The organism is Maridesulfovibrio sp. FT414 (genome assembly GCF_050916235.1).
In the GTDB taxonomy this organism is placed as follows: Bacteria; Desulfobacterota; Desulfovibrionia; order Desulfovibrionales; family Desulfovibrionaceae; genus Maridesulfovibrio.
The window spans coordinates 3,580,685-3,593,984 of record NZ_CP104854.1 but is presented as its reverse complement, the minus strand read 5'-3'; the positions used below and the strand labels follow the sequence as shown (position 1 = coordinate 3,593,984).

Annotated in this window: 11 protein-coding genes; 3 read left to right on the top strand and 8 right to left on the bottom strand. The window is 52.6% G+C overall.

Going from position 1 to position 13,300, the window contains the following annotated elements:
* Window positions 1-6 precede the first annotated feature (6 nt).
* From N7E73_RS15940 to N7E73_RS15930, 3 genes are all read right to left on the bottom strand, one after another.
* The gene (locus tag N7E73_RS15940; RefSeq protein ID WP_432735902.1) at window positions 7-1,212 is read right to left on the bottom strand and encodes an S-layer homology domain-containing protein; all 1,206 of its coding nucleotides are present in this window, start codon (window positions 1,210-1,212) and stop codon (window positions 7-9) included.
* A 124-nt stretch (window positions 1,213-1,336) separates the two neighbouring features.
* Window positions 1,337-2,443, bottom strand: coding sequence for a hypothetical protein (locus N7E73_RS15935; RefSeq protein WP_432735901.1), 1,107 nt, complete (start codon window positions 2,441-2,443; stop codon window positions 1,337-1,339).
* A 33-nt stretch (window positions 2,444-2,476) separates the two neighbouring features.
* Window positions 2,477-3,397, bottom strand: coding sequence for a hypothetical protein (locus tag N7E73_RS15930; protein WP_432735900.1), 921 nt, complete (start codon window positions 3,395-3,397; stop codon window positions 2,477-2,479).
* A 464-nt stretch (window positions 3,398-3,861) separates the two neighbouring features.
* On the opposite strand from N7E73_RS15930, the gene N7E73_RS15925 reads away from it, so the two are divergent.
* Both N7E73_RS15925 and N7E73_RS15920 read left to right on the top strand, forming a co-directional pair.
* Entirely contained in the window at window positions 3,862-4,410 is a 549-nt protein-coding gene (locus N7E73_RS15925; RefSeq protein ID WP_432735899.1) for a hypothetical protein, read from the top strand.
* A gap of 5 nt (window positions 4,411-4,415) precedes the next feature.
* Window positions 4,416-5,198, top strand: coding sequence for a substrate-binding periplasmic protein (locus N7E73_RS15920; protein ID WP_432735898.1), 783 nt, complete (start codon window positions 4,416-4,418; stop codon window positions 5,196-5,198).
* Between the two features lie 55 nt (window positions 5,199-5,253).
* On the opposite strand, the gene N7E73_RS15915 is transcribed toward N7E73_RS15920, so the two are convergent.
* Both N7E73_RS15915 and N7E73_RS15910 read right to left on the bottom strand, forming a co-directional pair.
* Entirely contained in the window at window positions 5,254-5,745 is a 492-nt protein-coding gene (locus N7E73_RS15915; RefSeq protein WP_432735897.1) for a YajQ family cyclic di-GMP-binding protein, read from the bottom strand.
* Window positions 5,746-5,825: 80 nt separating this feature from the next.
* On the bottom strand, window positions 5,826-6,269 hold the full coding sequence (locus N7E73_RS15910; protein WP_432735895.1) for an STAS domain-containing protein: 444 nt from the start codon (window positions 6,267-6,269) through the stop codon (window positions 5,826-5,828).
* Window positions 6,270-6,353: 84 nt separating this feature from the next.
* Here N7E73_RS15910 and N7E73_RS15905 point away from each other — a divergent pair, with 84 nt between their 5' ends.
* Window positions 6,354-6,656, top strand: coding sequence for a YciI family protein (locus N7E73_RS15905; RefSeq protein ID WP_432735894.1), 303 nt, complete (start codon window positions 6,354-6,356; stop codon window positions 6,654-6,656).
* Between the two features lie 149 nt (window positions 6,657-6,805).
* Here the strand turns inward: N7E73_RS15905 and N7E73_RS15900 are convergent, their stop codons facing one another.
* From N7E73_RS15900 to N7E73_RS15890, 3 genes are all read right to left on the bottom strand, one after another.
* Window positions 6,806-8,563 (bottom strand): methyl-accepting chemotaxis protein, encoded by a 1,758-nt coding sequence (locus tag N7E73_RS15900; RefSeq protein ID WP_432735893.1) that lies wholly within the window; start codon window positions 8,561-8,563, stop codon window positions 6,806-6,808.
* 14 nt (window positions 8,564-8,577) lie between these two features.
* Complete coding sequence (locus N7E73_RS15895) at window positions 8,578-10,233, bottom strand: alpha-keto acid decarboxylase family protein (protein ID WP_432735892.1); 1,656 nt, start codon at window positions 10,231-10,233, stop codon at window positions 8,578-8,580.
* 607 nt (window positions 10,234-10,840) lie between these two features.
* Complete coding sequence (locus N7E73_RS15890; protein ID WP_432735891.1) at window positions 10,841-13,039, bottom strand: PTS sugar transporter subunit IIC/EAL domain-containing protein; 2,199 nt, start codon at window positions 13,037-13,039, stop codon at window positions 10,841-10,843.
* Window positions 13,040-13,300: the final 261 nt, after the last annotated feature.

The window sequence follows — 13,300 nt, the reverse complement described above, 5'->3', positions numbered from 1 at the left end:
ACTCGTCTAGTAAACATTCATTATGTTGCGCAGCCGCATAAGGGAAAGGATCAGGTCCGCTCCATCCATCTTGTCATCGGGCCGGAAGGCCCCGGACAGGCCGGTTTCCATGAGATTCCTGTTCACTACGTTTACCACTGCGTTGTAATAGGCATCAGTAGACTTCACATCGGGATAGAGCGATCTGCTCTGGCCCAGATGGATGCTGGACATGGACTCGTCACCGGTAAGCTTGATCAGCACGTCTTCCAGAACAAGCGCCAGTTCCTTGCGGGTCATGGGCTTGTCGGGGAAGAACAGCTCGGCGCGGGTCTTCTGGTCATACTGGGGCTGCAGCCCGCGCACATGCCACTTGAGCACGGTCATTATCTCGGGCTCGAACATGTGGTGGACAACGTCTGCGGGTACGAAATCAGCCTTGAGCTTCTGATTGGGCACGGGAATGCGTCCGGCGAAGAGGCGGTCCAGATGCAGCTCGTCAACCAGCAGTGCGGCGACATCGGCACGGACAACCTCATCCTTCACCGCGATCTTCTTGGCCACGTCGGTGAGGGTGTAGTTGCTCATGGCCCGCAGGATCTTCTGGGCCCGGTTGTACAAGGCATTGGCCTTGTCATGCCACTTGCCCGGAGCGGAAGCCAGCACCAGCCCGAGGGAATCCTCGGCCTTGCGGAACTCGCCGCCCTTGAAATAAGCCAATCCGAGGAAGTAGTTCAGGGCTTCAATGTTACGGTAGTAAGGGAGTTCCTCCTCCTTCACTTCCTTGGACATGAGCCTTGCATCGGCGGCGAGGTCTTCAGCCCTCTGCAGCCAGCCGCGGGTGGCTATGTGGGTGTAGACCCTGATGCCGGTAACGTAGACGCTGAACTTCTGGGAACGGTCCCTGCGGGCCTCGCGTACGGCCTTGTCGAACTGGTCGATGGCCCGTTCCGAGTCAGCCGCGCTGTACTGCTCGTCGCTTTCGGCCTCGGCACGCATGGCGTAAACCAGAGCCTTGCCGGCGATTGCAGGCGCGTACTCGTCATCAAGGGCAACGGCCCGCTCAAAACGGACAAAAGCCTTGTCCGGCATGCCCTGATCAATCAGCTCCATACCGGTAAGGTAATGGTGTGCCGGGTTGTCCTCAATGGACTGGGGTGCCACTTTCTTTCCGCAGCCCGCAAGGACGAGGATCAAAAGCAGGCCCGTTATAAATATCAGATTTTTCTTCATAGGTAATTCCTCCTTGCTGCGGATGCCAGGAGCAGCAATCATGGTTTACGGTAAATATAAACCATGCCGGAAAACAAGCGAGGGGAAAAACTCATCAGTAATCCCCCCGCGTGAATTTCTCTGGTCAGAAGCCCTCGGGGTTTTCCCAGCGGAACTTCATGGACCTTCCATCCATTTTGCTCTTGAACTTTTCAACACCGATATCCTTCAGGGAACCCTGCACTCTCTTGAACAGGGCTTCGGGACGCAGTGTGGACCAGTAGACCATTTCCATATTCTTGCCGTTTCTGCGCTTCACTTCGCTGCGCACGAAACCGGGGATGTCCTCAAGAGAACGTCCGACCCGCTCGATTTCCGGGAAAGCGGTGAAGGCCAGTTCGTAGCGGAAGCCCTTGCCGCGATCCAGCTCGGATTCCATGTACTCGACCATCTTGCCGGCAGCACGAACCGCAGCCCAGTATACTTCGGGCTTGGCGGCTTCGGTAGCCTGAGCGTAACGCTGTGCGGGCTTACCGGAAAGCCTTACGTACTTTTCAACCGGTCTGCGTACTTCAGCGACCTTCAGCTTGTCGGAGATGCGCACCACGGAAAGGTGCAGCACCGGGTTGGCAGCTTCAGGAAGCTCCAGCTCCACATCAACCACGTAGTCGGCCTTGAGCTGGCTGTTGTACTTAACGGCCTTTTCAAGGTTCATCTGCCCCTCAATGGAGCTGTACGAGGCCCGGGCGATCGGCCAGTCGATTACTTCGAAGCGGAACTTCTCTCCGAAGACCTGTGCCACGTCGTGCACCAGCGGCTTCATGGCTTCCGGGGGTACGGAACTGAACCCGGTCTCCGAAGCGAAGATGAGCAGCCGTGGCAGGTTGGACATCTTCTGCAGTATGCTCAGGGTGTTGAAGTCATCACCAAGGACAGTGGAATCGACCATTGCGTCGATGGTGATGGTGTAGCCGCCCTCAAGCGCACTTTCGCTTATAACCTTGTAAGAGGTGACGTACCCCTTGGAATGGCTCGCAATCTCATCACGGACCAGCACCCCTGATTCAACAATGGAATCGGAAGCGATGGCCGTTCCCAGCGCGATCTCAACCGCTGATCTCAGGGCCGAATTAAGGGCCTGCTGGCGGTCGATCCCCTCTCCCGTGGCCTCCACGGCGAAAGCCGAGGAGGCGAAAAGGAGAAGAGCCAGGGAAATTACGGCCGCTTTGGCGTATAATTTCAGGAAGGACATAAAGACCTCTTCAGTTCAGTTTTAATCCGAGGCCTACCACTCGCTGTTGCTCTGCTGCTTGCGCTGCTTTACGCGGTGCTGCTTGACGATCTTCACTTCCTGTCCGGAAATGTAGATGCGTCCCTGCATGTTCAGCTTCTTGAGCATCTTGGTGAAGTTCCTCTTCAGGTGAGCGGAATCGATGGAGGTATTGTACCATACTTCGTGATGGGAAGAGGTGTTCAGTGCGTTGGACTTCGGACGGTGGCTGTCGTAACCGGTGAAGATGGTGATATAATCTTCAACGTCGAGCATATCGTCATCGGTGAAGCCGTCGAAGATAAGGGTCCATTCCTTCACACGGCCGCCGGTACCTACGCTGGAACCGCCATCAGTAGCGGCAGCTCCGCCGCCTTCGGGGTAGTAGCCTTCAAGACGGTCAGCAAGAACTGCGGCAACATCGGAACCGATGATCTTGGACATCTTGCCCACGGACTCAAGCACTTCGTTTCTTCCGTAGGGAGAAGGAACAAGCTGGTACTGCTGGGGTTCGGCTTCAAAGTTGCCGAGTCTGGAACCGTCCCATACGGAAAGCAGACGGCCTTCAACCCTTGCGGTTGCGCGCACACTGTTCTGGTTACTGTTAACATTGGGATAGATACTGAAGATGATAAGGACATCAATACCGGCATCCTTGGCGATCTGGATCAGCTCCGCATCATCGCGACGGGTGCGGTCCTGAACGTGGGTGGTGTGAGTCAGGGCAGTTTCATCTTTCACGTCAAAGCCGCGGTTGATCAGCTCGTTTGCAATCGCGCTCATGACACGGTTGAAAACTCTGTTATTGCGGGGAATGGTATCGGGGTCTGCGTCTTCACCCACAATCATCAGCCGGGGAAGGTCACCGGCCAGGGAAAGCGACGGCACCACCAGGAAACTCAACAGGGCCACCAGAAGCAAAATGGTTTTTTTCATGACTTTCTCCTTTAAAAAACTATTGTTCCATTTTTTACACCGGGGTGTCCGGCGCGGTTTTCAACATATGGTTGATCATGCCCGCCAACACTGGGCGGACACAAAAAACATCTCACGTCTTTAACAAGTCAATTTAAACATTTATACTATATTCTAAAGCTTTTGCAACCCAAGACAGCTATTTGCCTTACATGCACGCCGGAATTTTCCACTTCGGCTGGGTAAGCAAGAGATTACAGCGTGATACAGGGTATCAGGGCTCAGGTCAAACCACTTTTTTAAATTTATTGGTACCTCTGCATTATTCCTTCCATCAGCCCGACAACTCCGGATAAGCCTTGAATACCCCGAAGTCGCACATCTTTATTGAAAAAAGATTGTTCCCTATGTATATCATATACGGACAATACTTATCCACGGTTTTTATATTGAAACCATTGCAGAAGAAAAGCGAGGGGAAAAAAATGGATCATTTCCCCACGCCCTGCTGTTCGTCCTACAGGGTACAGCTCACCCGAAGAATACTCTATTTCAAAGGCGTTAACATGAAATCCAGAAAGAATGTAACTGCGGTCGAAACATGGGAAATAATGCAATGCTGCCGGGACATCCTCGGCGCAACCGAAATGCAGAAAATCTTTTCCCGCGGCCAGAGCCAGATCAACCGCTACTGCTCATCCCCCCTGCATGAAGACCATCAGCGCAATCCGCTGGACCGCCTCCATCTGCTTTTCAGCATGCTGAACGAAGCAGGAGAAAGGGAACTTGTAGTAGCCGCCCTGAATCACCTGTGTGATGCAATAGACCACCGGGTGCAGGAGAAACAGCAGTACGAGCCCGACAAGCTGACCGTTGAGGAGGAATGCCTTGACGATTACCCGGAAAAAGTCGAGCTGGATCGTCTGATCTCCAGCAACGCCGCCCCGGAACTGGTCCGCCGTCAGGGAGAGCACACCTGCAGGGAAATCATGGAAACAGTAACCAGCTATGAAACCCATTGCGGTAAAAAGTAATCGCGGTGAAATTCCTGCGTCACATACTTATCATTACCACCGCAATCGGCCTTATCCCTCTTGGCTTCATCTCCGGGAACAGTAACGGGCTGGCTTTTGCACAGAAAAAATTTACCATCGGGATTTCCATTCTCGATGACGATCAGACCGGCTCTCCGACGCTGGAAGCACTTCTGACTGAACTCTACCATAGAGCCGGGGCGGACGTGGAATTCATGCACCTGCCGCTACTGCGCGATCTGGAATACGCCAACCGGGGTAAGATATCGGCTTCAAGCGCACGCACCCTTACGGCCCTCGCAAATTACCCCGGGCTGAAACCGATTCCGACCCCGCTTTTCACCAACAACCTCTGCGCCTTTTACCCGACAGGCAAAAAACCGATCAACACTCCGGAAGATCTTGACGGGCTCAGCAGCGGGGTTGTCCGCGGAGACATGTCCGCCACTAATCTTGCCTCAGGCCATGCACGGCAGATGTTTGAGACCAACAATTTCACACAGCTTCTCACTATGCTTAACAAAGGCAGGTTTGACGCTGCAGTGACCAATCAGGAGATAGGATCGGTAATTCTGGAACGGACCGGAATGGATAAGATAAAGACATCCCCGATACTGATGAGCCTGACGCTCTACCACGTGGTAAACGCCAACATCGGAAACGACATGATGGAGAGGCTCGACAACGCATTAAAGGAAATGCACCGGGATGGGACCATCAGACGGATTCTAAAGGACTACACCTCCCTGCTCCGGGAACCAGAGAACGACATGGATAACGGCAATTAAAAAACCCCGCATCGGAATCCGGTGCGGGGTTTTATTTCACAATGAAATGTGAACGCTACTTCTTCATGTTCACGAACTGGAAAGGCATTTCGAGATCGCAGTCACGGACCAGGCTGATTACTTCCTGCAGATCGTCGAGTTTCTTGCCGGTAACACGGACCTGTTCGTCCTGAATTGCGGCCTGAACCTTGATCTTGCTGTCCTTGATCATCTTCACAATCTTCTTGGCGGTATCCTTGTCGATACCTTCCTTGATCTTGATTTCCTGCTTGAGCTGACCACCGGAGGTTGCTTCCGCCTGACCGAAATCAAGAACACGGGGGTCGACCTTGCGGCGGGTGAAATGGGTGATTAGCATGTCGCGCACGGCCTTGATCTTCATGTCGTCGCCGGTAACAAGGTTGATGGAGCTGGTTTTCTTGCTCAGGTCCATCACGGTCTTGGCGCCGCGGAAATCATAGCGGGTCTCGATTTCCTTGAGCACGTTGTTAACGGCATTGTCCACTTCCTGCATATCCACCTGGCTTACAATATCAAATGACGGCACTTGTCTATATCCTCCATGTCGGTTGTCGTCTTATGTAAAAATCAAATACGGCCCTTTATTTAACAATCGGCGGGCAGTAGTCAAGAGGTGGAGCCGTGAGCGGCTGACTTGAATACAAGGGCCTCTTCAACTGAAGAAAAAATATCTATTATATCGTCAACCTTTGTAAGCTTGAACAACTGCTTCACCCTCGGAGTCAATCCGACAACAAGCACATGACCGTCCCCCGGAAGCATCTTCTTGACCGGCAGCAGACCGGCCAGACCGGTGGAATCCATAAACTCCACACGCGAAAAATCAATCACCAGTTTCTTTTCACCGGCTTCAACAACCTCGACCAGAAGATCCTTCAACTTTCCCGAGTTGGTGGCGTCGACCTTTTCCGCATCCACATGCAGAACAAGATACCCGCCGACTTTTTCCCTTACCAGATCCATAAACGTCTCCAGCATTGTAAACCCCTTCCCGACCCCGGCACAAATTCTATGCCGGTCAAGCAGAACCCCTGCTAAACTGATGGACATGCACTTGTATTCCCCTGTAAAAGACATGTCCTGGCACGCACAACGCATTATATGTAACATCCGCACAAAAGGAGATCAATATTTATGTACATCGTCAACCTTACTTACATTAAACCGCTTGAAAACATAGATGCACTACTTGAAGAGCATGTTGAATTTCTTACCCGGCAGTATGAAAAAGGCATCTTTGTCGCCTCCGGCCGCAAGGTTCCCCGCACTGGAGGGATCATACTTGTGCGTAATATTTCCCTTGCAGAGCTGGAGGAAGTCCTTGCCGAAGACCCCTTCAACATCAACAAGGTCGCCAACTACGAAGTCACCCAGTTCATACCGACCATGATGGCTGCAGGATTTGAGGGGCTCAAGGACGAACCGGCACAGTCCTGAACCGCCTATCCGGCAGGCAGGACCACAGGCATGACATGTCCGGCTGAATACAATTCTTTTCCGCCTGCATCCGTGCAGACGCCCCAAAAAAAAGGCCGGATCAACCGGCCTTTTCTTTGGGTCACAGAATATTTCAAAAATCCCGGATACTAACTCTTGAGCTCATCTATCAGCCTGCGCAACTGTTCCGAAAGCTGTGCCATATCGTCCATTGCATGTGCTGACTGAGCCATGGCCTCAGCAATATCGCTGGCGATGGTGTTTATCTCGTCCGTGGTACGGTTGATTTCCTCAGAACTTGCAGACTGCTGTTCCGCAGCGGTTGCTATGGCCCGGACCTGATCTGCGGTTTCACCGACATACTCCTGAATTTTAATAAGGAACTGCCCGGCCTGACGGCTGAGTTCAGTACTCTTTCCGACCATGTCCGAAGTCTTCTCCACAGACTGTACACTTTTACGCGCACTGCCCTGAATCGACCGGATGGCATTACCGACCTCATCGGTGGCTGCCATGGTCTTTTCTGCCAGCTTGCGGACTTCGTCGGCAACAACCGCAAACCCGCGCCCGGCATCCCCGGCCCTTGCAGCTTCAATAGCGGCATTGAGTGCCAGCAGGTTGGTCTGGTCCGCGATGTCGCTGATCACACCCATGACCTGTCCGATGGACTCGGCTTTTTGCCCAAGCTCGCCCATCTCGGAGTATAGCTCCTTGGATTCCTTGTTCAGTGCCTCAATTGAAGAGACTACAGTTTCAACCAGCTCGCCTCCATCGTGCGCCTGCTCGCTTGCCTTCTTGGCATTTTCGGCCGCGTGGGATGCGTTTCCGGCAACTTCAAGCACGGTGGCATTCATTTCCTCCATGGCTGTTGCCGCTTCGGAAGTCCGGTTGCGCTGGGCATCACACCCTCTTCTGGATTCCTGAATCTGCCCGTTGAGTTCATCCGAGGCCGATGCTATACGCGAGACAATCTGCTCAAGCTGGCCCGCAGCCTGATTCATACCTTCCTTTTTGGCCCGTTCCGCTGCACTGCGGGCCTTTTCTGCTTCCAGCATGGCCTTTTCTGCAGCATCGGCCTTTTCTTGAGCCTCACGACTTTTGGCCTCAATTTCGAGCATGTTGCGCTTCAAGGTGGCATTCATCTCGTCAAACGAATCCGCCAGAACCCCGACTTCATCCCTGCGCGCCATGCGCATGGCCTGCGGGTAATCCCCTGCGGCCAACTGCTCGGCACAGTCCACAACCTTGCGCAACGGCACGGTGATGTTGCCGGTCACGATCAGGGTACACAGCGCGCCGATAATGGCACTGCCTATGGTCAGGAAGGCAATTATGGTTGAAAGCGAGGCATACGATTGCTCGGCTTTCTTCTGGGCTTGTTCGGCCTGACTCTGCAGAGCTTCTGTCAGCACGTTGATGTGTTCGCGCATGGTATCAAACCGCTTCATCCCTTCACCAAGGGAGATGGGTGACAGTTCTTCTATTCCCGCGCCTGCCTGCTTGTCCTGCCAGAGCTTTATGGAAACTTCGTCCCAACGCTTACGGTCAGCCTCGTACTTCTTGACAAGTTGCTGCTGATCGGGATTGTTCGAGGTCTTTGCAAACTTGCCTACTCTGGTATCCGCCTGCTGCTTATTGGAGGTATAGTCGTCTTGCTGCTTGCTGAAAGTTTCCGTTCCCGGCTTGGCATAAATCATGGTGCGCTCGGCAATCAATGCCTGATGCAGATCCCGGTCAGCCTCAAGCAGAAAAACCATGCCCTGCAGGTCACGGCTAAAGACCTGTTCAAGTGCTCCGTTGATACTTTTGGCACTCATCACAGCAACAACACCCATAATCACCAGCAGAACAATATTGATCCCGAGAATCAGCAGCAGTTTAGTTCTTATCTTAATATCCTTGAGCATATCAGCCTCCTTTTTTAAGCCTTCCAGCCCGGTCCCTTGAGCACTATGCGATTTAGGGCCATGGCCATTTCCGGCGCGGACATCATGCCGGTAACAACCTCTATATAACTGCCTGAATCCGACTCTGAGGCTTTGCGCAAGGCCTCGTCCAGTTCACGGTTAGTGGTGACCTTTGCACTGAACCAGCCCTTCATGCCGAACGCCTCGGGCAGTTGGCTGTAGTTCCACTGTGCCAGATCATTATAATAGATGTACGGATCCTCGCAGAGCAGCCGTTCAATGAGGTAACCGTCATTGTTGATACAGATGATAACCGGCTTGAGTCCGAAACGGGCAAACTGGCCGATCTCCTGCACCGTCATCTGGTGCGAGCCTTCGCCGGTGATAAGCAGCATCCGGCGGTCAGGTGCGGCCACGGCAGCCCCAAAGGAAGCCGGAGTGGCCCAGCCTATGGATCCCCAGAGGGTCTGGTTGAAAAAAACCGCGTTCTCCGGCAGCCGGGCATTGACCAGTCCCATGGAACCGGTCCCGGTCTCGCCCATGATTATATCACCGGCAGCAAAAAAGCGTTCAATGCGCGGGTAAAGGGAATCCGGGGTGATTTCATCATCCGGGCCGCCTTTCGGTTCACCGAGCCCTGAGGGGGACATGGGCACGGAAAGGCCGAGATTGCCGACCCTTGCACACAGTTCACGCAGCACATCCTCCAGCAGCACATTGTGGTAGACAGCATGGCCGATACACACACGATCGGGATGAACCCTGACTTCCTTGTGCGGGTCAAGATGGACGGTGAAGGCCCCGGTGTTGATGTCGGAACGGATGGCACCGAAACTGATCACCAGATCACTGGATTCAACCGTCTGCTGAACCTCCTTGTCGAGGATACGCCCGTTGTAGACCCCGATGAAATTGGGATGCGTCTCGGAAAGGGTTCCCTTGGCCATGAACATGGAGGTGAACGGAATGCCTGACTTGTCGATAAACTCAAGCATCGGTTCGTGCAGTTCATACCGCCCGATGAGCGCACCGACCAGAGCAATGGCGGTCCCGGCCTGTTCCAGCTTTTCAAGAATCAGCGGGATTACGGTTTCAAGGGTTTGCTTATCGCTGGCAGGTTCGGGCTGGGAATGAGGACGGGTGCAGCCCAGCGGCTTCAGCGCATGGTCGGCAGGAACGGCAATGTAGACCGGCTGCTTGTGCGTCAGGGCCGCACGGATCACCCTTTCCACCTCGGCCACGGTGTTTTCAGCGGTAAGGATGGTGCTGGCGCAGACCACAGGCTGGGTCATGCGATGAAAAAGGTCGAATTCGCCGTTACCCAGCGAATGGTGGATGATGTTGCCGTTCTGCTGCATGGAACACTTGGGCATACCTACAATATGGAAAACAGGCAGGTTTTCGGCATAACACCCTGCAATTGCATTGATGGCACTCAGCTCCCCTACCCCGTAGGTGGTGCAGACCGCAGCCATCCCCTTGATGCGGGCATATCCGTCCGCTGCGTATCCCGCGTTAAGCTCGTTGCAGCAGCCTATCCAGCGCATGTCCGGATCATTGCAGATAGCATCGTTGACCGGAAAAGAATAATCTCCCGGCACGCCGAAAACATCCGTTAATCCGATTCCCTTCAGCCGATCAAGCAGATGCTGAATTACCGTCTGCCCCATATGGAACCCCCCGTTCTTTTTTCAGATTCGCCAAAGTAGGTACATTTTCTTGTTACTTTGCCATCTGTACTGGTTTATGTCCATTAGATATGAATGTTTATTGCCTGCCTGAACTCTTTTTTCTGATAACACAGGCCCGGCAAGGGCTGCGGAGGCACAAAACCAGTGACCTTATGATTTGAATAACGGATTCAAGACAACTGACACATATCGAAAGTCGGCTTGCGGAAAATTAAAATAGATATAACGACAGATATAACGAAAGTGTTGTGACGGAGCACAGACATAAAAACGTAGCGCTCGAAACTTTCCGCAGACGCAGACTATGTTCCATGCGCAGCTGTTGATGGCAGTATTAACGAGGGAGAACTGAAAAACTTAGCCAAACACCAAATCAGACATAAGCGTTACTGCAACCCCATATGTTCCGATTTGCTTATCCTGCCGGAATGCCGAAGACAGTCACGCCCAGAAAGATAATGCCGAGGAAACCGTAGAACACGCCGCTGACCCAGTACACGTCACACGGAGCCACCTTTCGCAGGACCAGGACTGCAGCTACGCACTGAAGCACATAAAACAGGGCAAAAGAGAATAAAAATATGACTCAGGTCCGGACAAATCCCGAACGGGCAATCACAAATGCCCTTCGGTCACCCGGTTCATTAGAACCGGAAGCAGCTGTCCAGTTCTTCATGAAGGTGAAACAGTCCTCGGCGGGAAGCGGGCGACTGAAGTAGTATCCCTGAAAGCTGAAAGCACCCATGGATATGAATTCCTCAAGTTGCTCGGCAGTCTCAACACCTTCGATAATGACCTTGAGGTCAATCTTCCTGCACAGCTCAAGGATACTGAAAACAATGTGCCTGTTCACCCCCTTTTCGGACTCTAGGGTCAGCGAGCGGTCAATCTTGACTTTATCAACCGGCATTTCACGCAGATAACGCAGTGAGGTATGCCCCATACCGAAATCATCGATGGCAATGCGTATACCGTAACTGCGCAGTGCATTGAGCCTGTCTATGGTGGATTTACGGGTGGTAACCGCCTCGGCCTCGGTAATCTCGATTTCAAGGCACTCCGGTGAAATCCCAGATTCTCGCAGCACCCTGTAGACCTTTTCAGCCATGCCCTCGGTAATCAGCGAAGGAGTGAAATTTACCGAAACGTATGGGCAGTGTTCCATGCTCTCGCTCCAGTGTTCCATATGGCGGCAGGCCTCGCGCAGCACGAAATAGCTGAGCTCCTCAATGCATTCGAGATCCTCGGCAAGAGCGATGATGATTTCAGGAGAAATAAACCCGTAACGCGGATGGTTCCAGCGCAGCAGGGCCTCGGCCCCAATTATGGTGCGGTCCGCAACATCGACCTGCGGCTGGAAAACCAGATACAGCTGGTCATTCCGTCTCAGCGCGACCAGCAGGTCCTTACCCAGAGAGCGGGCTGTGAAGCCGTTAATACCGGGCAGCGTTATGCAGCGGCACTTTCTGGCCGTAACTCCGCTTCGGACGGTCCGGATCAGGGTATTCATATTTTCCTTGAACTGAACGGACTGCATGCGTTCGGACAGACGCACAAAAGGCAGGTAAATCAGAACGCCCAGTCCGAGCAGAAAAACCTGCAGGGCCACACCGGTCCAGTCTCCTGTTGCGGTATACCCGCTCAGAAAAACCGGAATGGTCCAGTTGAATGACCAGGTAACAACTGACACGAGCCCGGATGCACACACTGCGTAGGCAACCATGTACAGAACCACGGGGCCGAAAACGAAAGGAATGAAATATATGGGGTTCAGGATAAGCGGAATCCCGAAAAGCAGCGGTTCATTGATATTGAACAGGCTGACAAAAAGTGCCAGTTTGGAAAACTGCCGGGATCTGAGATTACGGCTGCCCACAATGATGGCGATTACCAAAGCGAATGTGAATCCCGACCCGCCGGCCATTGTAAATGCATCTAGAAACCCCTGAGTGAGTATATGCTCCGGCGCTCCGGCAGATTGAGCAGCCATATTTGCAATCATGTTGGGATAAAGAACGTCACTGTGAAAAGCATGAAGGACATTGGGGCCATGTGCCCCGAAGAACCAGAGCAGTTGGCTAAACAGCGTGTACAATGCCCCGGAAATAAATTCATTCTTCACCGGGCTGAACATAGCCATAACAATCCACCCGGTCATATCCTGAAACGAGTCGAACCCGATGAAATCGACCGTCACACGGAGCAGAGTAAAAAATCCCAGTACAAGCATGCACGCCGGGACAATTGAAAAGACCTCCATGGAGAACAGGTCATACCCGGTTCCGGCAACAGAAAGCCTAAAGCGTTTCTTGACGATGCCATGCAGCATCCAGCTTGAAACCGAAGCAGTGAAGACAGCTTCAAGCACGGAATTGGAAATTGAGGTAAGTTCAGTAAAGGAAGATATGTCCCCGCTTCCGGTTAAAACGAAAAAACAGCCGGATGCGATAATGGAATAAAGAAACGGATGGATTCGGGATATCTCATCCTCCCGGTTGTACATATTGCCAAGGCAGTAGCTCATGCTGGCCAGCATGGCCAGTGCGGCAATGCCTAAAGTACCATCCACCACTACCTGCAGGACTTCGCGGATCTTCCCGACCATGACATCCTGCACGGCCAGCACCGGAAAATTCAATGCACACAAGGCCGTTGCCCCGACAATTGTCAGAGGGAAAACCAGCAGCAAGGCCTGGCGCATGGCCTTGAAAAAAAACAGACCACCCACCTTTTCCAGTTGGGCATTAATGTATCCGATGCCCGAAAAGACCTTGTCTTCAACCATCCTGTCGAGTCCCCAAAATTGCAGCAACTACTTCGGTAGCGACCGTTTAAAACAAAACATATTGGACGCATTAGCATTGTGCCAGAACAAATACAATGGTATTTGACGATTTGACAATTCTTGCAGCATTTTTCTGTGAATTCCTATGCCAAACCGTGCACACATATTACAAAAAGAATTAAATGGAAATAACATCTTCCACTCATTCATAATTGAACTCTCAGCCTATACGGTTTACATGATATCCGATTAATGTCTTTA